The following is a 22621-nucleotide window of genomic DNA, read 5'->3' as shown; positions in this document are numbered from 1 at the left end:
AATCCCGGAGCACCACTATCTCATACCTACTCAACAGCACGGATCATCCGGCGCATCTTCAAAGTTCTGGTTAGCACAGACAACGCACATAGGTGTGGCTCGAAGAAATACATTTTCACTCCATCATCTGCAAAACGAGCTTATCTCAAAATTTCCGATGCCAATTGCTCACCAACAAGCTGTCCGGACAATGTCACAATCGGGGTTCCACCGCCGGGATGTGTCGTTCCGCCGACGTACCAGAGTCCTTGGACATCTTTGCTTCGGTTGCCTGGTCGCATGAAGGTCTGCTTCACCGAGTTGGAGGAGATGCCGTAGATCGATCCTTGATGCGCCAACGTATCCCGTTCGATATCTCGCGGCGTGTACCGGATCAGTACATCGGATTGGTTCAACCCGGTAATTCCCCGCGCTGCCAACTGTTCCAATACAAACTCCCCGTAACGTTCCGTCTCTTGCTCCCAATTCCATGAATCTGACAAGTAGGGGGCATTAACCAGAATGAACAGGTTACTGGCTCCCGCCGGGGCCATACCTGCTTCCGAATAACCGGAATAACAGATGTAGATCGTGGGATCTTCGGGCATTTTACGGTCACGGAAAATATGGTCGAACTCCGGTTCATACCGCTCCGGAAAAAAGACTGTATGGTGCAGCAGTGCATCATATTGTCTTCGCACACCTGCAAGCGTCACAAATCCCGAAATGGATGGCTCATACTTCCGTATGCGAGCGTCGCTCATCTCTTTCCGATGTTCCGGTGCGAGCAGCAGTCGGTTCACACTAAGCACATCTCCATTGGCAACCACCTGATCGGCTTCGCGGAAGCCTTGATCCGTATCCACGCCTGCCACTTTGCCATTCCGGACAACAATCTGCCGGACCTCTATGCCGGTCATGATTTGTACACCTTTTTCCTGTGCCAGACGAGTCATTCCTTCGATTAACTGATAGGTTCCACCTTTGACCCCGTAGATGCCCACCTCTGCTTCCACATGACCCATCATGGCAAAGATGGAAGGCGATTGATACGGCGATGATCCCACATAGGTCGCGTACCGTCCGAACATAGCCAGCGTATGCGGATGTTGGAAATATGAGCGCAGTAACTTATCCAGCTTCACCGTTGGCCGCACGCGGAGCAGGCTGCGCAACATCTGAAGATTATATTTGTCAGAAGGAGACAGCAGCAACTTACCCAGAAAATGACGATTGGCTTCCGCATACAGTGCAGCAGACTCATCCATAAATGCATCATAACGAGCCGCATCCTCCGGACTGTACGCCGCGATCTGCTCCTTCATCCACCCGCGATCACCTGACAAATCTACCACTGTGCCATCTGCGAATATATTACGCGTGCGCGGTTCTAACTCATATAGCTGTACGTAGTCTTCCATTGCTACACCCGCGTGATCAAACACTGAGCGAAAGGTGGATGGCATCGTGATCGTGCTCGGTCCTCGGTCAAAATGATACCCGTCCTGCTCAATCTGCTGTAGCTTGCCACCTACGTGTTGCTGCCGTTCCAGAATGGTCACCTGCACACCTTGTGAAGCCAGTCTTATTGCACACGACAGACCTCCGAATCCTGCACCGATAATAATGACGTTACCTCTCAACTGTACCGCCTACCTTTCCATACGTACCCCTTGCCGGAGCGACCTGCCTGCCAGGAAGCGAGTCCGATGGCAATGACACAGGCCATGCTGACCGGTTGCAGAAGGGCCAGCCACCACGGTTGTCCGCCAGCATGATCCGCTACTCTTTTCACAGCCATACCTAATAAAGTTCCTATCAATCCAAACAGAATGGACATCGAACTTCCCGTTATGAGTCCAATAATCAAGCCCAGTGGAGGCACAATATACATTAGCGTATACATCAGCATCGTGCCAAGCAGCAGTACGTCTTTGCGTCCCATACCTTCGTACATATTCTTCTTATATCCGTTCCATACTTCTGCCCCGTTCTGATACATGCGGGTATTTGTTACGTCATGCACGTCTGTCAGCATCACCGGATGACCCGCACGCTTGACCGCTTTGGCAAGACTCATGTCATCCACCAGATGCGCCTGAATGGCAGCATGACCGCCGGATGCTTCGTAACTGGAGCGATGAATCAGCAAAAAAGCCCCCGTAGCGGCCACAAACATCGGACTGGATGATCTGCGTATCATGAAAATGGGCAGATGACTGATGATGGTGAAGACCATCATCGGCACGACAAGCTTCTCCATCCACGTCTTCGTTACTTGATAAGGAAAACCGGTTACCAGCCCCCCGCTCTGCTCACACCCTGCCGCAAGAGTCTGACGAATGGCACTTGGCTCGAGACGCACATCCGCATCCACAAACATAAACCATTCTCCCTCGGCCTCCTGAACCAGCCTGTGACACGCATGGGATTTCCCCATCCAGCCCTCGGGAAGATCGACGCCATGCAACAGACGCACACGTGCATCGCGATCCGCAATCCCTTGTACCATGGCCGCTGTCTCATCTTCGGAGCGATCATCCAGTACCAATACTTCCATCCGGAATCCTGACGTATCGCTTGCGAGCACACTTTCCAGACATCCTTCGATATGTAGTCTTTCATTTCTGGCTGGAATCAGCACCGAGACCAACAGGTCTGGCGGTTGTATTCGGTCTGCTCGGAATGAACGCACTTTGGGCAGACAGGAGACGTTCCATAGAGCGAACAGCAACTGTATGCCTAATATACAAGTAAGCACAATCCAGAAGATTTCAGTTGCATTCATGCTAACGGTTCACCCGCTTTCGCGTGGCATCGTATTTTTCACTTGTCGAACGTACATGACGAATCAACGGAAGCGCATCTGGCAAACTTCCCTGCCCCATCCGTACAAGCGCTGATCTATGATCGTCTAACTGCTGTTCCAACAAAAGGCCGAGTCTGAAGGCAATCTCTTCACTCTTCAGCGCCTTCCAGTCTTCCATTACAGGAGGTCCTGCCTGCATCGATATTTCCGGTAGATCATGCTGCACCATCCCATGGCACAAGGTTACCGGTACGGCGATGGCATTCGGGGAGCGACGAAGCAACAATCCGATGCCTGGACGGAACTGAATCGGTCTGGCCTCTTGATGCAATATTTCCCCTTGAGGAAAAATCCAGACCCTTTTGCCCGAATCCAGCAGTTCACTGGTGTACTGTAGAGAGGTCCGAATACCGGACGCACTCTCCTTATTGATCGAATACGCACCTAATTTTCGAAAAAAAGCATATTGCTGAAGCTGTTGCTCCTCCATCATCACATAATGATCTCCTCGCGATGTCTGCCTGGCCGCATGATAGAGCAGCAGACCATCCCACCAGGAGCTGTGGTTCATGAAGTAAATCACCGGGCGGTTTGGCTCAATCGGAGAGTTGTCCCTAATATCCACCTGCGGGTCAAGTGACCCCGAGAGAGTGAAGGAGCGGAAGCGCCGACGCAGTAGATAATAGTGATTGTATAAGGCAAAAATCTGATTAAACGGTTTTGATTTTACGGCGCGAATCATAGAGCCAGCTCCCTTCGGCAAGAAGCACACCAGCAATAGCGATGATAAAGCTGCCCGTAATTCCTTCCTTTAAGGCCAGTAGGCCGAACAGAAGAATAAACAGCTGATACAACCATTTGGCACGCAGCAATGAGCTACGGTCATTAGGCATGGCCGGAAGGAAGAGGGAAAGGAATGCACCCATGATAAACCAGCTTATGTAATTGGTCCACGGAACACCGTAGAATCCACCTGGAGCCTGCCACTCCCAGAATCCCCTCGCATGCGCAACAGGATCGAGTACCAGATCGAGTACAATCGCCCAGAACCCGGTTTTCACTGCTCGAAGCAATTTGCCAGTCCAAGTTGAACCACCACCACTTAACAGCGCGGAGTTACCGACCACTGCAATCCAGGCGAAACCCAGCGTAACTGGCACACTGAAGAGATGAATCCCGAAGAAGTCCGAGTACGCATACTCACCAAAAGGCCAATGCGTATGCACCCCTACCCACTCTACGCCCATACCTCCAAGCCAGATAATTACAGAAGCAATCCAGAGTCCGGGCTTCAGCCAGATGACTGACTGGTCGGACAGACCTGTCCGATTACGCCCTTGGTAGATCAGATCCAGCACATACAACGCGTAGAAGATTAGAAATAAACCATTCGAAAAGGATAATACGTCAGGCACGCCAATCGTAAGCATCAAGACGGCTCCAATGACATACCACGCCCAGTAAAGCCACTGGATCATCAGGATACCGCCGTTCGGGAAGCTTGATAGGCCAGCATCGGGTAACGTTTCACAATCGCACCCAGCATCTCCAGTTTCAATTCATCGCTCACATATGCCCGCTTGGTATATACGTCATAGTCGTTGCGTTCAACCGCGTGTAGAATGGTGGAGTAAAAGGCTGCTGCCAGCTCGATGGAAAACGCACTTTCCGTTGGGTACGTATCCAGGCGATCCATGCCAATACGGAACCAGTTCAATGCTGCCGCTTTTAATTCGTGAACAATGGCAATAAAGCGTTCGTCCACGATCCCGTCCTCCCAGTCCTGCTCGGTGTAACCATGCTTCTCCATGATCTCCAGCGGAACATACCGGCGCACTCTGGCCCGATCTTCACCAACATCCCGAATAATATTAACGATCTGCATCCCTTTACCCAAAGCAATCCCGTTCATGGCTACTTCAGCGCCGTTATCATCCCGCAATACAGGCAACAACATCTCGCCTACGGTTCCAGCCACAAGATAACAATAATGCTCCAGTTCCTGCATCGTTGTATAATGTGTCACTTTAAGATCCGTGAGTTGCCCTTCCATCTGACGGAAGAATGGTCCCTTATCCAGATGAGGGAAACTGCTGAACAACCATCTCAGTGCTGGCCAGATAAAGTGTCCTTCCGCGTCATCCAACTGATCAAACAAATCATGGATTTCGTGAATCGTATAGGGCGAATGCTCCGGCTCGTCTACACTGTCATCAATCATGCGGCAGAAGGCATAAATGACATATACCGCTTCCCGACGTGGACTAGGCAGCCCTCTAAAGGCCTGATAAAAAGAGGAAGAACCCTTTTGCATCAACTCTTCACACCTGCTCAAAATCGCTTCATTCATGTTTCCATCTCCTTCATGAGTTGATTGACGGCCATACGTGCACTTTGCATCACAATCGGCACCCCGCCTCCAGGATGTACAGATGCTCCTGCGGCATATAATCCCTTTATATTAGGGAATGGTTTGGGTTGTGGTCGGTATACACCAGACTGGAACAATACTGGCGCAATACCGAAGCTTCCGCCCCCATAGAGCCCGTCTCGCTCTGCATCAGCGGGTGTACGCACCTTTTTCCACTTGATCGCTGCACGTAGTCCCGGGAATCCACGTTGCTCCGCTTCTTCCAGTACCCGTTCTGCCAATGCTTCGCTCTCCTGATCCCAGTCGACACCTTCGGCATCGGGTACGGGAATGAGGAAATACAATACACTCTGTCCTTGAGGCGCTGCAGTTTCATCCAATGCGACCGGATTAAAAACGTAAAATGAGGACTTTGCCGGAATGCGTCGCTGATTGAAGACTTCCTGTAAACTACCTTCCAGACTCGGTGGCAGGAAGAACTGGTGTGTTGTTGCATCTTCCCAGGTTTTGTCCACGCCGACATAGAGCAATACACATCCGGAAGAGGGACGATACGGCTTTCTTTTCCGCGCTACCTCTGGTGATTGACCAAGCAAACCCGAAAGGTGGGGGAAATCGCCATTGTAGATAACTGCATCCACATTTTCTGCGCCTGCTGCCGTTTCTATACCTTCACACACGCCATTTTTTATCGTGAGCCCGGTAACTTCCGAATTCAGCACGACACGTCCACCACGCGATATCAGTTCCTGTTCCAGAATAGCCGGCAATGCTGCATATCCGCCTTTGACCATCCAGATGCCATATTCATGCTCGGCGTAAGGTAAAAGGGAATAGATACCTGGCGTCCCAAACGGTGATCCACCGATGTATAGACTTTGCAAAGAGTACGCGTCGAGCAACTCCTCGTGCTGAAAATAATCGCCTACGGCTTTCCGGACACTTTTGTGTGCACGCAATCTGCCCATGAGTGACATGAGCGAAGGTGTGAAGAAATCCCTTTTGCGCGGAAAAGCTCTTTCCAGAAACGCGGCCCGGCCTGCCGGAAACAACGTGTCCATGTCTTTCATGAACCGTGTGAATCCCCGGCTCTCTCCCGGGAACAAACGCTCAATCTCCGCCGTCTGCTCTTCACGTGACGTCATCTTGGTCATGACACGACCACTGTGGTAGTGCACTCTGTATAGCGGATCACAGCGAAGCAGCTCAATCTTCGAACGATCTACGCCTGCCTCCTCCATGATGCCAAGTAACATCTCAGGCAGAAGCACAATCGTCGGCCCCTGATCGATCCGATACTCCCCTTCCTGCTCATATCCAATGCGTCCGCCAACGCGGGAGCCCCGTTCATACACGGTGACATCCCACCCTTGACGGTTCAACAACAGTGCCGAAGTGAGTCCGCCAATCCCTGCACCTACAATAGCGGCCCGCTTCATGAATGCCCTCCGGCTTCCGCTGTCTTCACATAAGAGGATGGTTTCGAACGTGTGCGTGCGTCCTCTTCCTGAATCAATCTGACACTGATTCGTGCCGATTCGAAAATCGTTGGCAACCCGCTGCCCGGATGTGTTCCACCGCCCACCAGCCATACACTTTTCAACTCTTCAAACTGGTTATGGGGACGAAGATACATCATCTGACCCAGATTATGCGCCATATTGAACGTTGCTCCGCGGTACACATCCAGTTCATTCTCCCAATCGAGTGGAGTGAACAGCATACATTCTTCAATGCGGTTGCGGATGTCGGCCAGCTCAGGAATGCCTTCCATGCGTTTCATCATGGCCTCCTGCACATTCTGCCGTTCTGCCTCCCAATCGATGTCTGCCGTAAGGTTAGGCGTAGGCATAAGAACATATAAAGCAGATTTTCCTTCCGGTGCCAGCGTCGAATCGAGTCTGGAAGGGTTATGAATATAGAGAGATGGATCGGCAGACAACATTTTGTGCTTCGTAATCTCGTCGACGTTCAACCGGTAGTCCTCGGGAAAATAGATCGAGTGATGTGGCAGATCCACTTCACCATCCACGCCCAGATACAGCATCGCTGTAGAACAGGAATACTTTTTGCGTTTCATTTTCTCCGGGGTATATTTCTTAAGTACGCCAGGTTCGAACAGATGGTTCACTGCATGCGCAAAATCGGCGTTCACAACCACATGGTCCGCTTCGATGCGTTCACCGCTCTCAAGCAACACACCTTCTGCACGACCATTGTGAACGATGACCTGTTTCACCGGAGTGGAAGTATGTACTCGTCCTCCGTGTTCTTCCACAACATCGGCCATGGCTTGGAAAATCCGATTCACACCGCCAATGGGGTGGAACAACCCATATTGATGCTCAATGAACGATAGTATGGTAAAGGTGCCCGGACAATCCCAGGCAGACATGCCGAGATATTTGGATTGAAATGTAAATGCCCAGCGCAGACGCTCGTCTGTAAAATAGCGGGACAAGATTCCATAGACCGTATTGTGGACATCAAGCTTGGGTAGAGCTGTTACCGCATCTTTGCGCAAATAGTCAGTCAGCTTGCCAAAAGGACGACGGAGCAAAGGCATGACTTTGCCAAACTTCACTTCTTCTTCTTGCATGAACCGAAGGTAATTGTCTTCATTGCCCGGGAACAATTCCTTAATCTGTGCAGCTGTATCTTCCCGATTACGAGAAGGCTTAAACACCTTGTCACCAAAGTTCAGTGCGTAAAGCGGGGTTAGCTCTTTCATATCCACATAATCGGATAATTTGCGTCCCACCACATCGAACATCTCTTCGATCAGCTGTGGCATCATCAAAAACGTTGCACCCCGGTCGAATCGATATTCGCCCAGTTCCAGTCTGGCAGAACGCCCCCCGATGACTGGCTGTTTCTCATACACATCTACTTCGTATCCCTGACCGGACAATAGCATCGCTGCTGCAAGGCCGCCCGGACCTGCGCCGATGACAGCTGCACGTTTGCGTTGTTGATTCGGTATCATGCCACTCACCTTTCTATGTAGGGAATTCCTATAGTTCTCTAGCCCCTAACCTATTATTAAACCGCCCAAGAACACTTTAAGCGGGTAACTAGCAAAAACATTATACAAATATAATACAAATATTATACGAGCTTGTAAACCAAAAAATGACCCGTCGGTCAAATTACCTGGTAATCCATTTATAAACACAAAAAACACCCTTTGATCACTTTCGTCAAAGGATGTCCTTTATACACTAACCTATTCATATCATTTGAGATTATGTTTAATTATTGGCCTGTCCGAACCTTGAACCAAGTGGTCGCTCTGCAAGATATTCCCGTTCCACCCATGACTGCCAGTCAGCAGAACTCTCTGGCATAATCCAATGCGGATAACGTGCATGCTCTGCACGCTCATAGCCTTTACCTCCAAGTACAAAGCGAATATGCGGGAACTCGTTCATAATACGCTCGACGAGTTGATCGCATTTTTCAAGAAGCCCTGGACTTGTAATCGACAGGCAGACCAACTTGATCTTCTGCTCCCGGATAATCGGGAAGATGCCTTCCTCTGGCGTGTTGGCACCGAGATATAATACTTCCGCTCCATTTTTGCGCATAAAGAGAGAGAACAGCAGCAACCCCACCTGATGATGCTCCCCTTCCGGACATAACGCCAGAACTTTGGGCAGATGCGGATAGATCGGGAACAGATGGAAAAACTGATAAAAGCGCTGTGATATCAGCTGTGTCATGAAGTGTTCCTGCGCCACCGAAGCCCTGCCTTGCTCCCATGCATCTCCAACACGAACCAGAATGGGTACCAGCACATGATAGAACATCGAGTCATACCCATACATGGTAAAACCAAAATCGATCAGACCATTGGCACGTTCACCTTGAAAGTTGTAGAGCGAGTCATAGATCTGATCTGCCATGCGTGCATAGGCTTCTTCCATCGTAGGCACCGGAGCCATGATCGGCGTGGGCACAGCCTCGGGCGGATTTAATTTGTTTACTTTCAACATCCGTACCGCTTCCGAAATATTGGTCTGATGCAGCTCTACCTGCTCTTTCAACCAACGCAGATCCGCAACATTCTCTTCGGTGTACATTCGATAACCCGATTCCGTCCGCTCAGGGGTGACCGCACTATACCGATTCTCCCAAGCCCGGATTGTTACCGCCCTGATACCGAGCATGGCAGCGACTTGTTTGATGGAATACACTTTATTACCCACTTTCTTTCCTATATGTGTCCATAATGCACAGGTTATAACATTAGTTCCCGTCCTTGTCAGGCATATGAAAACCCCAACATTCTACAAAAATAATACACTCATTATACACAACGGTCACAGACCTGTCGATTGCATCCTGCCCCATCCTGCCAATTTTGTGATCTGCATTTTACAGATATATTTGCTCTCCTTCCGGTCTATACTGCGTCAACGTTAACATCCGTGTGGTAATAGAAGTCAGCTAGTACAGAAGGGGGAGTCCACCGTTGGTCTCAATGCGCCGCCATACATCAGACCGCAAATCTTCACGCGGCAAATTTCCATACATACGAACAGGGCTTGCCCTATTGGCACTATGGCTCATCGCCGTCATGCTCTATCAGACCTACAAACCCTTACCTGCGGGCATTTCCTATGAAAGTCCAGAGTATCGTGTCAATCAAGTCGAGTTTCTGCATGACCTCACCTATCCTTCCTCGGACGGACAGATGCAGCATGAACAACAGATCTTCCAGCGCATGCTTCAGATTGTGGAGGAAGCAGAGCAGTTTGTCGTGGTCGATATGTTCCTGTTCAACAATTATCAACATAAAGGCCAGAGCTTCCCACCTGTCAGTTCCGAATTCACTGAAGCGCTGGTCGCCAAAAAAAACCAGCACCCCAACATGGATATTTGGTTCATTACAGATGAAGTAAATACCAACTATAACTCAGCACCCAATCCGTTGCTGGAACAAATGACACAAGCAGGCATTCACGTGGTCATCACCGATGTGGACCCTCTGCGTGATTCAACTCCAGTATACTCTGCGGTCTGGCGGACTTTCTTTCAATGGTTTGGTCAATCCGGGGATGGCTGGATCAAAAACCTGATGGCCACGGATGGTCCGGATGTCACTGTGCGTTCCTATCTGAAGCTGCTCAATGTGAAGGCGAATCATCGCAAAGTTGTTGTTAGTGAGAAGACGGCGATTGTCTCTTCTGGCAATATCCATGATGCGAGTGCCTACCACTCGAACATTGCTTTTGAAGTAACAGGCCCGGTCATTGGGGATATTCTTCAGTCAGAGCAAGCTGTGCTCGACATCTCAGGCGGAGGCCAGATTCCTGCTTACACTGCCCCTTCCACGGATTCGAACACAGGAGACTTGCGAATTCGCTATTTGACTGAAGGTAAAGTGAATGACGCCGTTCTCCATGAGATCAATCAGACTGGCAAAGGTGACACCTTATGGATGGGCATGTTCTATGTGGCCTCTCCGAAAGTATTGGAAGCCCTGCTGGAAGCCTCCAAACGAGGAACCGAGATCCGGCTTGTACTTGATCCAAATGAAAATGCCTTTGGTCAGGAAAAGATCGGCATTCCGAACCGTCCTGTCGCCGCCGAATTGCATGATAAATCGGACGGTAAAATAAAAATCCGCTGGTATAACACCACCAAAGAGCAATACCACACCAAGATGATTTATATTGCCAAAGCGACCGGAGATCATATTGTCCTTGGCGGTTCAACCAACTTTACACCCCGAAACATGAATGACTACAATCTGGAAAATGATCTATGGGTTGCTGCACCTCCAGACAATAAGTTCACGCTTGATATCGCGAATTATTTTGAGCGTATTTGGAATAATGATGATGCCGAGTTTACGTTAGACTTGGATGAATTCCAGGAGAAGACTACGTTTTTGAAAGGTATCCTATATAAGCTGCAGCTTATTCTGGGTCTTACGACCTTCTGATCAGAAACCACATTCATACCTGTCATATCCGCCTGTACTTTACTGTGCAGGCGGATATTTTCATCTTGACAGGCGATGTGAAGTGTGAAAATATAATTACCTAACGACCGTTAGGAAGGTGATTGATTGACTGCACAATCCATTCGGGATGCGGCCCTGTTCCATTTTGCGAGAGATGGCTATGAGGGGGCTTCTCTGAGAGCTATTGCTGATGAAGTCGGGATTAAAAAACCGTCCATATATGCACATTTTAGCTGCAAGGATGACTTATTTTTACACACACTGGCCTTTGCATTTCAAGAAGTGCAGCGGCACACGCTGGAGTATTTCCGTGATCATGCAGATATGCCATTGGAGCACAGGCTGAAGGGTTTACTGGTCTGGTTTGAACAAGAGTACAATGCCCACGCCTCTGCTCGCTTGATGCTGCGCAATTGTTTCTACCCACCACTTTCCCTGTATAGCGAAGTGATGGATCTGGTATATCCGTTTATCGACGGAATGGAACGCGCGCTAACTCGTCTGCTACAACGGGCAATGCGTCATGGAGATATTCCGGCCATTCCCGCGGAGCAGGCTGCCATTGCATTCATGACGTTTCTCGACGGTATTACCGTGGAGATTATCTATGGAAGTTCCCGTCGGTACAAGAGACGGTTGGAAGCATCCTGGCCTGTCTTTTGGCATGGCATTCATCATTTGAGCGAAGAGGCACAAAGCGTTGTGCCGGAAGGAGATTCAACAACATGAACCGCAACTGGTTATATGTATTTATCGGTGGAATTATTGAGATTGTCTGGGTAAGCGGGCTGAAACACGCCTCCAATGCCTGGGAGTGGACTTTGACGGGGATTGCCATCGTGATCAGCTTTGGACTGATCATTGCCGCTTCCAAAAGACTACCTGTGGGTACGGTGTATGCCGTCTTTACGGGAATTGGTACAGCGGGTACCGTGCTTACGGAAATGGTACTGTTCGGTGAGCCGTTCCGCTTAGCCAAAGTATTGCTCATTGGGCTGCTGCTCTGCGGCGTAATCGGACTGAAGCTGGTTACCGATCAGCAAGAAGCCAAAGGAGGTGCAGTATAATGGCTTGGATGGCAATTGTAGGTGCAGGGATATGTGAAATTTTCGGCGTGATCGGTATTAATGGTGCTTCTACTCGCAAAGGATGGCCTTATATCGTCCTGATGTTAGTATCGTTTGTGTTCAGCTTCTCGCTGTTGTCCTACGCCATGACGTCCATTCCCATGGGCACAGCGTATGCGGTGTGGACGGGGATCGGGACGGTCGGCAGTACGTTAACAGGCATGTTTCTGTTCGGTGAACGGAAAGAAGCGAAGCGTATTCTGTTTATCGCGATGATTTTGGTGGCAGCAGTTGGTCTGAAACTGATCACGTAATGGAACAACTGAATTACACTTTACAACTCTGATTGCAGTACCACTTTCCAATCTCCGTTATCGTGTAATTCTTAGCCTCCATTATTAATTTAATATATTCAGCAATATAAATTAGACGACTTCGATCAGGAAGTCGTCTTTTTTGGGATATGATATAAATAGGGAACCTCTCTAAACTCTGATACGTAAGAAAGGATGTCGTAATCATGAAAAAGTTATTGGCACGGATAGGTTCATATACAGGGTATACCCTCCTGATCGCCATGGCTATCTTCTATCTCATCGCACTTATCGTCATTATTATACTCGCTTTGTACGCTTTCACTGGAGAAAACTAGCTTATCCTTCTTGATAGCTTATCAATACCGTACATACAGACTGCAACTTCTTACTGGTTATACCTACTTCTTGATTCACCCTCATGTCACTATACAGATATCCCTTCTTAACCCGCTCTTATTTTCCAATTTACTCCCATTTGAATTCCTTCATGAAGATCGTTTATACTTGGTTTGACCTTAAAGTCAATTCAAGAACTCACAAGTTCCCTGATGAGGTGAATGTATCGTTAATGAACCCTATACATGAGATGAATGAGAAGAAAAAACTCATCATTACTACAGCACTCAAGTTATTCTCATCCAAAGGCAGTGCTGCAACATCCATGCAAGAGATTGCAGAATTATGTGGGATGTCCAAAGGCAGCCTCTACATTATGTTCAAATCCAAAGAGGAATTAGAAGCCAGTACTCTGGAGTACTGCATGTACACGCTAATGGACGAGATGACGCAGATTGAGCATGAAACCAGCCTCACCTCGCGAGAACGTCTGCACAAGCAGATTGAGACACTGCTCATCCATGTATCCGAGCTCAAGGAATTTTTACGGGTACAGATGCGCAGCATGATGATGGATGATGAGCAGCAACGCAAGGAACACTGCCATCCGCAGCAGAGAGATCTGGAGATCCGTACCTTACATTGGTTCAAGGATAAGCTGGAGGAGCAGTACGGATCGGAGATTGAACCTTATACGATTGACCTTATTTTGCTCACACACGGGTTGTTCCTCTCCTACGTCAAGATCTGGTTTACAGAGATGCCCTCCCTTACCGTGACCAAAATGGCAACAAACTTGCTGCAAATGATGGACTATGCAGCGCACGGATTCCTTAACCAGCGACCTGTGCCTTTAATTCCTTTGGAGGATTGGCCTGCCTGGATTACCGAACCCCATCCAGATTCCACCGTGATGCGGCATCCCATTCATATCATCAAGCAAATGCAGGATATCGCTGCTTCTGATTTGCCCGCAGGGCAACCGAAGAATGATGCGCTTGAAACCATTGCCATTCTCAGGCAGGAGATGATGGAATTCACACCGCGGCGTGCCATTATTCTGGGCATGATGCACAATCTGGAGAACGTTACTGCCATTCAATCCTTGCACTCCGAGCTTCAGCATATTCTGGATGCCATGTTTAGCCGGTTCATCCCAGCTGACTCGTCACACACATAAACAGGAGAAACAGAGAGGAGAAGAAACCATCGTATGAAAGGTATTATTAATTTTTCACTGAACAACAAGTTTGCGATCTGGATTCTGACGATTATCATTTCTTTCGCAGGTTTGTACAGCGGATTGACGATGAAACAAGAGACAATCCCGAACATCAACGTACCGTTTCTGAATGTCACTGCCATTGATCCGGGGGCTGCACCGGAGGGAATTGTTGAAGATGTCACGAAGCCACTGGAAGTAAAACTACGCAATGTAGATGGCGTGAAGACGGTTACCTCCACTTCCATGGAGAATGCAGCTTCAATCACACTCGAATTTGATTATGGAACAGATCTGACCAACGCAACTGCAACCGTTCGCGAGGCACTGAATGAAGTTCAATTGCCTGACAGTGTGCAGAAGCCGACCATTTCCAAGTTCAGCATTAACTCTTTCCCGGTTGTATCACTAAGCCTGTCCGACAAGGACGGCGGTGACCTGGAACAATTGACACGACTGGTTGAATCGGATATTCAGCCTGCACTCGAAGATATTGACGGTGTAGCTCAGGTTCAGGTGTCCGGCCAATATGTGAAAGAAGTTCAATTGAAGTTTGACCAAGCCAAAATGGCCGAGCTGGGCCTAACGGAAGATACGGTAAACGGCATCGTTCAAGGTTCATCCATTCGTGTGCCCCTTGGACTGTTCGAACTGGATAAATCCCAGAAGGCCGTTGTCGTGGATGGAAACATCATCGACATCGATGATCTGAAAAATCTCGCCATTCCAGTAGTTCCCGGCGGTGCTGGAGCTTCTACAGGCAATGGTGCAAACGCAGCCCCACAAGGCTCTGTAGCACCAACTGGTGAAGCTGGTCAAGGTACCACTCCTGGCTCTGCACAAGGAACAGACCAGGCTGCAGGTCAAGCTGCCGGAGGTAATGCCAGTGTAGGTAGTCCTTCAGGCGCTGCCAACGCGCCTGGCATTCCAACTATAAAATTAAGTGAAATTGCCAAAATCGAAGTCATCGGTCAAGCGGAATCCATTTCCCGGACCGACGGCAAGGAATCGATCGGTATTTCCGTTGTAAAATCCAACGATGCCAACACGGTTGATGTCGTTAACGCAGTCAAAGATAAAGCGGAAGAATTGCAAAAGCAGTTCAAAAATGCTGATTTGACTGTACTGCTTGACCAAGGTAAGCCAATTCAGGACTCGGTGAACACAATGTTGGGCAAAGCCGTATTTGGCGCCTTGTTTGCCATCCTGATCATCCTGCTGTTCCTGCGTAATATTCGTTCAACCATTATCTCCATTATCTCAATCCCGCTCTCCTTGCTGATGGCATTGACTGCGCTCAATATGATGGATATTACCTTGAACATGATGACGCTGGGTGCCATGACGGTTGCCATTGGACGGGTTGTCGATGACTCCATCGTTGTTATCGAGAACATCTACCGCAGATTAACACTCAAAGGTGAGAAGCTGAAAGGCCGTGAACTGGTTCGCGAAGCAACGCGCGAGATGTTTGTGCCAATCCTTTCTTCCACCATCGTAACGATTGCAGTATTCCTGCCACTGGCATTGGTAAGCGGTATGGTGGGCGAGCTATTCCTGCCATTTGCACTGACCATGGTATTCGCCTTGCTGGCATCCCTGATCGTTGCCATTACCATCGTGCCAATGCTTGCGCATACCCTGTTCCGTAAAGGGTTGAAGAACAAGCAAAATCACGAAGAAAAACCAGGCAAGATGGCGGAAGGTTACAAACGCTTGCTGAACTGGACCCTGTCACACAAACTTATCACGGTCAGTATTGCAGTAATCTTGCTGGTCGGCAGTTTGTTCCTGTACCCGTTCATCGGTGCAAGCTTCTTGCCAGAACAACAGGATAAATACGTGACCATTACGTACAGCCCGCAAACCGGATCTTTGCGCGAAGATGTCGAAAAAGAAGCACTTGTTGCCGAGAAGTGGTTGCTGGAACAACCGGGTCTGGAGAAAATGCAATATTCCATCGGCGGCACGAACCCACTGAGCAGTATGGGTGGCGGTGGCGGAAACTCGGCTCTATTCTATATCGAATATAATGAAGACACGAAAGACTTTACCAAAGTGAAGGAACAGCTTGTCGAAGGTCTGAAGAAGGAAGTTACCGTAGGAACCTGGAGTGAGCTTGATATGTCCGGCGGTCTGGGTGGTAGCGGCCTGAGCCTCTCCATCTATGGCGATAATGTAGAGCAACTCAAACCTGTATCGGACGAAATTCTGAAACTGGTTGAAGCGGATACGGATAATTTTGAAAAAGCAGACACTACACTCGCTGACACCTACGGGCAATATACACTCGTGGCAGATCAGGAGAAATTAAGTTCTCTGGGTCTGACTGCAGGCCAACTGGCGATGACGCTGAGCCCGGCACGTGAACGTCCGGTGCTCACGGAAGTCGATATTGATAACAAAACGTATAAAGTATATGTAGAAACAGACAACAAAACATTCAGCAGTATTGATGAGATTGAGGATGAAACCGTCACTTCACCGCTTGGTATCGAAGTACCGATCAAAGATGTTGCCAAAGTGGAAGAAGGTACGTCCCCGAACTCCATCATGCAAATTGATGGTAAGGTTGTCGTGCAAGTTACAGCCAACATCCTGGCTTCGGATGTAACGAAAGCTTCGAGTAACTTACAGGCTGAGATCGACAAACTGGATCTGCCTGATGGCGTTGAAGTGAAGTTCGGCGGTACAACCGAACAGATTAATGATACATTCACTCAACTGGGTCTCGCCATGCTGGCGGCCATCGCCATTGTATACTTCGTGCTCGTAGTTACATTTGGCGGCGGATTGGCACCATTCGCAATCCTGTTCTCCCTGCCATTTACGGTTATCGGTATTATGGTAGGTCTGTTCATCGCTGGTGGTACGCTTGACGTCTCCGCCATGATGGGTGGACTGATGCTCATCGGGATCGTGGTCACCAACGCCATCGTATTGATCGACCGTGTTATTCACAAAGAAAAAGAGGGTATGCCTACCCGTGAAGCCTTGCTGGAAGCCGGTGCAACACGTCTGCGTCCAATTCTGATGACCGCTCTCGCGACCATCGGTGCCCTGTTGCCACTGGTAACGGGTCTCGAAGAGAGTGCCGGTATCATCTCAAAAGGACTCGGAATTACCGTAATCGGTGGTCTGATCAGCTCCACGCTGCTCACACTGGTTATCGTACCGATTGTATATGAGTTCCTGATGAAATTTAAAAAGAAAAGAATCGAAGATTAAGAATTAGAGAGTCGTTTTCATGTAACGGTTTGAGTACAACTCAAAAGTAGACTATACTATCTAACTTCTCGCCCCTTAGCACATATTGGAATGATTGAATTCCGATGTGATGTTAAGGGGCTTTTTTTCATGTAAATTCACACGAGACATAGACTGACATAGAAATGCTGCATTTTAATCAAAATCACAAAAAGAATAGATCCGTTTGTCATTTGAAACAAATGAGCGTGAGATTTCAGCCCATCTGCTGTAAATCAACTTATAATATGGATTAATTATGTAAGTTGACGGATTCCAGACTTCAGATAGATCACATGTGATTGGGGAAGGATGGTGGTTGTGTGGGGGAGACAATGCTTCATATTCAGATCAGAGACATGCTAAAACGTCCCGTATTTCGCAAGGCGGAAGTTCTGGCTAGTGATCGCGCGCTGGAGCGGTATGTTCGCTGGGTTCATATCATGGAGGTTCCTGAGGTAGGGGACTTGCTCAATGGCGGGGAATTGGTACTTACGACAGGCATTGGCTGGCAGGAAGGTGAGCAGCACGGCCTGTCTTTTTTGCGTCAGTTAATTGCACGTGGAGCTGCCGGACTCTGTATGGAACTGGGGGATCACACGAAATCGCAGCTCGGTGCGATGAAAGAAATTGCAGTCGCCGCGGATTTCCCGCTGATCTGGTTCCACGAACAAGTCCGTTATATTGATATTACGCAAGACTTGCATTTCACCTTGATTCGCAGTCATCAGCGGATGATTGCCGAACTCGATAGTCTCACCACCTCCTTTAACCAACTTCTTCTGAATGGAGATGGCGTACAACCTCTGCTTCGATTATTGTCACGAACAACCGGATGTGCCGTGGCGTTATATCCACTTGAAGGGGAAGCAAGCGCCGTTCCCTACTGCCCTCCAGAGGAGCTGGAGACTCGACGGCAGGATTGGTTTTTACAGCGAGGACAGTCGGCGGGGGAACATATTACAGCGTTAAAAGCATATACGGAGTGCGCATTGGATGTGATCAGCATGCCTGTTCAGGCGCTAGACTACATCTTTGCCGATCTTGTGCTGATGCACCAAAAACTGTCGGATCACGATTCAAGTATATCGATCAAACCCTCGAATGAATTCATCATTCAGGCACTGGAACGTTGCGCAGCCGCGATTGCCCAGGACTGGATGCGAACCAAGTACATGGAAGAGAAACGTCGCTACAAAGAAGATATGTGGGTCATTGACTGGCTTAACGGACACCACTCCACGAAGGAAATTCATGAATATGTATCTGCCGTTAATCCCCTACTCGCAACGAGCAAAGCCACCATTATCTTATTTGACAGCAACCCCGCATACACAGACAGCCTCAGACTTCAGAAATTATTGATCCAACGCAACATCGTCGCCCGTTCCGTGTTCGCTCGGGAGAACTTCACCCTCTACAGTACAGTTCTGAACCACCAGATCATTCTTATCATTCTCGACCCACTACCTGGATCTCAGCGCAAAAGCAGTCTCTGGCGCTGCATCGAACAGCTGCAGCAGCACGAGCAGGAACAGACCCACCGCCTCTTCTCAGGCCTGTTCGGTATCGGTCATAGCTGCGCGGACCTCTCCCGTCTCAAGGATAGCCTGGATTCCGCGAAGGAAACACTGCGAATCCAGAAGGACATCGGCGAGATGCAGCAGCCCTTTTACAGTAACCTTCATTGTTATCGCATCATTGCCAGCATGAAGCAGAGCGGTAATCTGGATGATTTCATCGAAGAATATCTGGGGCCGCTCATCCGGTACGATGTAGAGAAAGGAGGTCAGCTGCTGCGCACCCTCAAGCAATATTTGGTCCTGTGCTGCTCCAAGCAAGAGACGGCCACCGCTCTATATATTGTCAGACAGACGCTGTATCACCGTTTGGACAAAATCGAAGCCCTTTTGGGAGAAGACTATATTCTCCCTGAGAAAAGGGTTGCGATCGAACTTGCCATCTATGCCTATGAGTATGTTCATGGCCCAATCGCGTGAAGAGCCGGGCATGGTCTAAGCTCCCCTCTGCTCCTGAAGCTGACGAATCAGGATGTGACTGAACCACTTCCGCCCAGACGCCGTGCCCACATATTGCTCTTGTTTCTCTTCGGGAAGATCCGGGTGCCCCCATATGACGTGAGCACCCTCCAGATGTTCCCGTACTGCATAGATCCGATAACCTTGTGCAACCATTCGCTCTATGGTGTTCCTCTCCGCCTCAAACACATCATGATCCGACATCAGCTTATCCCTCCATTCACTGCGGTCACGGGCTGTCTCAACGGAATAGGTACACCCGCATCATATTTATCACGCTTCACATACTGCCCCGCCCCTGCCAATCCGGCAAATTGCCGATCACGAATAACATACTCCCCGCGGCACAACACCGTCACTGGACATCCCTGTACCCGCATACCTTCAAATGCGCTGTAATCCACGTTCATATGATGAGTTTCTGCCGAAATTACCCTGTTTACAGAGGGGTCAAAAATAACGATATCCGCATCTGTCCCGACAGCCAGAGTTCCTTTCTGCGGAAATAATCCAAATAATTTACTCGCTCTTGTCGAACACAGATCGACCCACTGATTGAGCGTGATTCTTCCTTTGACTACACCTTCCGAATACAGAATGCTAAGACGATCTTCGATGACAGGCCCCCCGTTTGGAATTTTGCTAAAATCATCCTTGCCCAGGTCCTTCTGCCCTTTGAAATTAAATGAGCAATGATCGGAGCCAATTGTCTGCAACTGACCACTTTTCAATGCATTCCACAGTACTTCCTGATGGGCTGATTCCCGCAGCGGTGGGGACCAGACATACTTTGCACCCTCGAAGTCCGGCTGATCCATAATCGACTGATCCAACGTCAAATACTGAGGGCAAGTCTCACCCCAGATCCGATAGCCCATTTCACGCATGCGCGCAATCTGCTCCACCGCTTCCGCACAGGTCACATGTACGACATACAGCTGTGAATCCGCAAGTGCAGCCAAACGAGCCGCCCGGCCTGTCGCTTCTCCCTCCAACATGGATGGACGAGTCAGCGCATGATGAATGGGCTTCGTGCGCCCTTCGGCGAGCGCCTGTCGAACCAGCAGGTCAATGACATCCCCGTTCTCGGCATGAACCATGACGAGTGCGCCGTACTCTTTTGCCTTTTGTAACGTTTGAAAGAGAATCCCGTCATCGGCCTGAAATTGGTTTTTATACGCCATGAACACCTTGAAGGATGACACACCCTCTTCTTCAATGATCTGCGGTAGCTCTTCCAGTACCTGATCATTCATCTCCCCGATCATAAGATGAAAACCGTAGTCGATGGCGGCTTTACCCTCGGCTTTGGCATGCCACTCCTGAAGAGATTCGATTAATGGACGGCCTTTTTGTGTCAGACAGAAATCAATGATCGTCGTTGTACCGCCAAAGGCCGCTGCTGTCGTTCCGGTCGCAAAATCATCCGCCGTTACGGTTCCACCGAATGGCATATCCAGATGCGTATGCGGGTCGATACCGCCCGGAATGACGTAACAGCCCGCTGCATCCACGACTTCCATTCGTTCGTCAGGGATGAGCCCAATGCCAATCTGTGTGATTTTACCTTTTTCGATCAAAATATCTGCTTCAAAGGTATCTGACGCTGTGACCAAAACACCGTTACGAATCAATTTGCGGGTACTCATGATATCGCCTCCTTGGTTGATTGATCTCTAACCGATTGCAGCATCGCAATTGCAGACTGACGTTCATTCCAGGTTACAGGTTCCTGCTCTGGTACAAGTTCGACCATCTCAATTGCCCCATCCACCGGGCAAACGATCGAACACAGATTACAGCCAACACAGTCCTCTTCCACCACTTCCAGATAGGAGCCGGACGGGTCGGTCAACATATCAATACATTGATGCGAGGTGTCCTCACAAGCAATATGGCATTTGTTGCAATTGATGCAGACATCGCGGTTGATGCGGGCGACCACTTTGTAGTTCAGATCGAGATTGCCCCAATCCGAGTAACGCGGAACCGTCTGTCCTACCAGTTCTGCAACGCTGCTCAGACCCTTTTCATCCAAATAATCGTTCAGCCCATCAATCATGTCCTCCACAATGCGGAATCCATGATGCATGGCTGCTGTACATACTTGGACTCCTGTAGCGCCCATGAGCAAGAACTCTGCCGTATCTCGCCAGTCGGATATGCCACCAATCCCTGAGATCGGTACACCTACCTCAGGATTACGCGCGCACTCAGCAACCATGTTCAGTGCAATTGGCTTCACCGCTGGGCCACAGTATCCGCCATGCGCTCCTTTGCCGCCCACATGAGGCACGGTATTCCACGAATCCAAATCCACACCAGCTAGAGAGTTAATCGTATTGATCAGGGAGATCGCATCCGCGCCACCTCGTACAGCTGCACGGGCAGTCGCCGTAATATCCGTGATATTTGGCGTGAGCTTCACGATCACCGGTGTGGTCGCTACTTCCTTCACCCACATCGTCTGAAGCTCGACCAGGTCCGGCTGCTGACCAGAGGCAGCTCCCATGCCACGCTCAGCCATGCCATGCGGGCAGCCAAAGTTCAACTCCAGGCCATCGACGCCGACGGCCTCCACCTTTTTGACAATCTCATGCCACTTCTCTCGCGTAGGTTCCACCATGAGTGAAGCGACAACCGCACGATCCGGGAAGCGCTTCTTGGTCTCGGCAATCTCACGCAGGTTCACTTCCAGCGGACGATCGGATATCAATTCAATATTGTTAAACCCCGCCACCCGTTGCCCACCAAAATGGACCGCCGCGAAACGGGAGGATGTATTGATAATCGGCTCACCCAGCGTCTTCCACACCGCGCCACCCCAGCCCGCCTCGAACGCACGCTGAACCTGATATCCCGTATTGGTCGGTGGTGCAGAAGCCAGCCAGAATGGATTGGGTGATCGAATACCTGCCAGATTAATGGATAAGTCAGCCATAACGATCCCTCCTTGGTGTTGTTTGAACTTACTATATAAGTTGAACTAATGATTATTTACACTGACACTACGATGACAGAATAACCTTCCAATCGCTGTTATCCCCAGATTTTTTTGATTCCCTTTTCCGAAAGGGAAAATCCGGGGATAAAGGCGAACGCTTTGCTTTTTCAGGTTTTTTCTGTCCTCTCCGTTATCGTGTAAATGATTAGTTCAACTTATATAGTTACACTGAAATATTTGGTCATGCTCAGGACTTCTGCGTAGTAATAGGTTCTAGATAGCACGTAACTAAATTCTAACGAACCGTACAGCTCTTATTC

General features: G+C 49.2%; 19 protein-coding genes. 8 read left to right on the top strand and 11 right to left on the bottom strand.

The window, feature by feature from the left end; genetic code table 11:
• Positions 1 to 140 precede the first annotated feature (140 nt).
• From OM416_RS21540 to OM416_RS21505, 8 genes are all read right to left on the bottom strand, one after another.
• Positions 141 to 1622, bottom strand: coding sequence for a phytoene desaturase family protein (locus tag OM416_RS21540; RefSeq protein ID WP_264932818.1), 1482 nt, complete (start codon positions 1620 to 1622; stop codon positions 141 to 143).
• Complete coding sequence (locus tag OM416_RS21535; protein WP_264932817.1) at positions 1619 to 2767, bottom strand: glycosyltransferase; 1149 nt, start codon at positions 2765 to 2767, stop codon at positions 1619 to 1621. Before OM416_RS21535 ends, OM416_RS21540 begins: the two co-directional genes overlap by 4 nt.
• A 1-nt stretch (position 2768) precedes the next feature.
• Positions 2769 to 3530: a lysophospholipid acyltransferase family protein gene (locus tag OM416_RS21530; RefSeq protein ID WP_264932816.1), complete on the bottom strand. Its 762-nt coding sequence runs from the start codon at positions 3528 to 3530 to the stop codon at positions 2769 to 2771.
• The gene (locus tag OM416_RS21525) at positions 3499 to 4266 is read right to left on the bottom strand and encodes a carotenoid biosynthesis protein (RefSeq protein WP_264932815.1); all 768 of its coding nucleotides are present in this window, start codon (positions 4264 to 4266) and stop codon (positions 3499 to 3501) included. Before OM416_RS21525 ends, OM416_RS21530 begins: the two co-directional genes overlap by 32 nt.
• A complete protein-coding gene (locus OM416_RS21520) occupies positions 4266 to 5138 on the bottom strand; it encodes a phytoene/squalene synthase family protein (protein WP_264932814.1) in 873 nt (290 codons plus the stop codon). The genes OM416_RS21525 and OM416_RS21520 overlap by 1 nt, the downstream gene beginning before the upstream one ends.
• Positions 5135 to 6598 carry a phytoene desaturase family protein gene (locus OM416_RS21515; protein ID WP_264932813.1) on the bottom strand — a complete coding sequence of 488 codons (1464 nt, stop codon included), beginning with the start codon at positions 6596 to 6598 and terminating at the stop codon, positions 5135 to 5137. Before OM416_RS21515 ends, OM416_RS21520 begins: the two co-directional genes overlap by 4 nt.
• Positions 6595 to 8145: a phytoene desaturase family protein gene (locus OM416_RS21510; RefSeq protein WP_264932812.1), complete on the bottom strand. Its 1551-nt coding sequence runs from the start codon at positions 8143 to 8145 to the stop codon at positions 6595 to 6597. Before OM416_RS21510 ends, OM416_RS21515 begins: the two co-directional genes overlap by 4 nt.
• Positions 8146 to 8410: 265 nt before the next feature.
• Positions 8411 to 9355, bottom strand: coding sequence for a MerR family transcriptional regulator (locus OM416_RS21505; protein ID WP_264932811.1), 945 nt, complete (start codon positions 9353 to 9355; stop codon positions 8411 to 8413).
• A gap of 287 nt (positions 9356 to 9642) precedes the next feature.
• Here OM416_RS21505 and OM416_RS21500 point away from each other — a divergent pair, with 287 nt between their 5' ends.
• From OM416_RS21500 to OM416_RS21465, 8 genes are all read left to right on the top strand, one after another.
• Positions 9643 to 11109, top strand: a complete 1467-nt coding sequence (locus OM416_RS21500; protein ID WP_264932886.1) for a phospholipase D family protein — start codon at positions 9643 to 9645, stop codon at positions 11107 to 11109.
• Between the two features lie 126 nt (positions 11110 to 11235).
• Complete coding sequence (locus OM416_RS21495; RefSeq protein WP_264932810.1) at positions 11236 to 11859, top strand: TetR/AcrR family transcriptional regulator; 624 nt, start codon at positions 11236 to 11238, stop codon at positions 11857 to 11859.
• Positions 11856 to 12197, top strand: coding sequence for a DMT family transporter (locus OM416_RS21490; protein ID WP_017691902.1), 342 nt, complete (start codon positions 11856 to 11858; stop codon positions 12195 to 12197). The genes OM416_RS21495 and OM416_RS21490 overlap by 4 nt, the downstream gene beginning before the upstream one ends.
• The gene (locus OM416_RS21485) at positions 12197 to 12511 is read left to right on the top strand and encodes a DMT family transporter (protein WP_062836933.1); all 315 of its coding nucleotides are present in this window, start codon (positions 12197 to 12199) and stop codon (positions 12509 to 12511) included. Before OM416_RS21490 ends, OM416_RS21485 begins: the two co-directional genes overlap by 1 nt.
• A 206-nt stretch (positions 12512 to 12717) precedes the next feature.
• On the top strand, positions 12718 to 12849 hold the full coding sequence (locus OM416_RS21480; protein ID WP_260986597.1) for a hypothetical protein: 132 nt from the start codon (positions 12718 to 12720) through the stop codon (positions 12847 to 12849).
• 233 nt (positions 12850 to 13082) lie between these two features.
• Positions 13083 to 14030: a TetR/AcrR family transcriptional regulator gene (locus tag OM416_RS21475; protein WP_264932809.1), complete on the top strand. Its 948-nt coding sequence runs from the start codon at positions 13083 to 13085 to the stop codon at positions 14028 to 14030.
• A gap of 33 nt (positions 14031 to 14063) precedes the next feature.
• Positions 14064 to 17300: an efflux RND transporter permease subunit gene (locus OM416_RS21470; protein WP_264932808.1), complete on the top strand. Its 3237-nt coding sequence runs from the start codon at positions 14064 to 14066 to the stop codon at positions 17298 to 17300.
• A 341-nt stretch (positions 17301 to 17641) separates the two neighbouring features.
• Positions 17642 to 19318, top strand: coding sequence for a PucR family transcriptional regulator (locus OM416_RS21465; protein ID WP_264932807.1), 1677 nt, complete (start codon positions 17642 to 17644; stop codon positions 19316 to 19318).
• A gap of 15 nt (positions 19319 to 19333) precedes the next feature.
• Here OM416_RS21465 and OM416_RS21460 read toward each other — a convergent pair whose 3' ends face one another.
• From OM416_RS21460 to preA, 3 genes are read right to left on the bottom strand one after another with little or no spacing between them, the layout of a single operon-like run.
• Positions 19334 to 19561, bottom strand: coding sequence for a hypothetical protein (locus tag OM416_RS21460; RefSeq protein WP_264932806.1), 228 nt, complete (start codon positions 19559 to 19561; stop codon positions 19334 to 19336).
• Positions 19561 to 21006: a dihydropyrimidinase gene (hydA, locus tag OM416_RS21455; RefSeq protein ID WP_264932805.1), complete on the bottom strand. Its 1446-nt coding sequence runs from the start codon at positions 21004 to 21006 to the stop codon at positions 19561 to 19563. Before hydA ends, OM416_RS21460 begins: the two co-directional genes overlap by 1 nt.
• On the bottom strand, positions 21003 to 22298 hold the full coding sequence (gene preA / locus OM416_RS21450) for an NAD-dependent dihydropyrimidine dehydrogenase subunit PreA (protein ID WP_062836927.1): 1296 nt from the start codon (positions 22296 to 22298) through the stop codon (positions 21003 to 21005). The genes hydA and preA overlap by 4 nt, the downstream gene beginning before the upstream one ends.
• Positions 22299 to 22621: the final 323 nt, after the last annotated feature.

This window comes from Paenibacillus sp. LS1 (assembly GCF_026013365.1).
In the GTDB taxonomy this organism is placed as follows: Bacteria; Bacillota; Bacilli; order Paenibacillales; family Paenibacillaceae; genus Paenibacillus.
The sequence above is the reverse complement of the archived record's forward strand: the minus strand, read 5'-3'. Positions and strand labels throughout refer to the sequence as shown.

Excerpts from the sequence above, each read along its gene's own strand:
- OM416_RS21470 (WP_264932808.1), top strand. The coding sequence starts at position 14,064 with ATGAAAGGTATTATTAATTTTTCACTGAACAACAAGTTTGCGATCTGG.
- OM416_RS21475 (WP_264932809.1), top strand. The coding sequence starts at position 13,083 with ATGAACCCTATACATGAGATGAATGAGAAGAAAAAACTCATCATTACT.
- OM416_RS21500 (WP_264932886.1), top strand. The coding sequence starts at position 9,643 with ATGCGCCGCCATACATCAGACCGCAAATCTTCACGCGGCAAATTTCCA.
- preA (WP_062836927.1), bottom strand. The coding sequence starts at position 22,298 with ATGGCTGACTTATCCATTAATCTGGCAGGTATTCGATCACCCAATCCA.
- OM416_RS21530 (WP_264932816.1), bottom strand. The coding sequence starts at position 3,530 with ATGATTCGCGCCGTAAAATCAAAACCGTTTAATCAGATTTTTGCCTTA.
- hydA (WP_264932805.1), bottom strand. The coding sequence starts at position 21,006 with ATGAGTACCCGCAAATTGATTCGTAACGGTGTTTTGGTCACAGCGTCA.
- OM416_RS21525 (WP_264932815.1), bottom strand. The coding sequence starts at position 4,266 with ATGATCCAGTGGCTTTACTGGGCGTGGTATGTCATTGGAGCCGTCTTG.
- OM416_RS21520 (WP_264932814.1), bottom strand. The coding sequence starts at position 5,138 with ATGAATGAAGCGATTTTGAGCAGGTGTGAAGAGTTGATGCAAAAGGGT.
- OM416_RS21480 (WP_260986597.1), top strand. The coding sequence starts at position 12,718 with ATGAAAAAGTTATTGGCACGGATAGGTTCATATACAGGGTATACCCTC.
- OM416_RS21485 (WP_062836933.1), top strand. The coding sequence starts at position 12,197 with ATGGCTTGGATGGCAATTGTAGGTGCAGGGATATGTGAAATTTTCGGC.
- OM416_RS21510 (WP_264932812.1), bottom strand. The coding sequence starts at position 8,145 with ATGATACCGAATCAACAACGCAAACGTGCAGCTGTCATCGGCGCAGGT.
- OM416_RS21515 (WP_264932813.1), bottom strand. The coding sequence starts at position 6,598 with ATGAAGCGGGCCGCTATTGTAGGTGCAGGGATTGGCGGACTCACTTCG.
- OM416_RS21460 (WP_264932806.1), bottom strand. The coding sequence starts at position 19,561 with ATGTCGGATCATGATGTGTTTGAGGCGGAGAGGAACACCATAGAGCGA.
- OM416_RS21535 (WP_264932817.1), bottom strand. The coding sequence starts at position 2,767 with ATGAATGCAACTGAAATCTTCTGGATTGTGCTTACTTGTATATTAGGC.
- OM416_RS21490 (WP_017691902.1), top strand. The coding sequence starts at position 11,856 with ATGAACCGCAACTGGTTATATGTATTTATCGGTGGAATTATTGAGATT.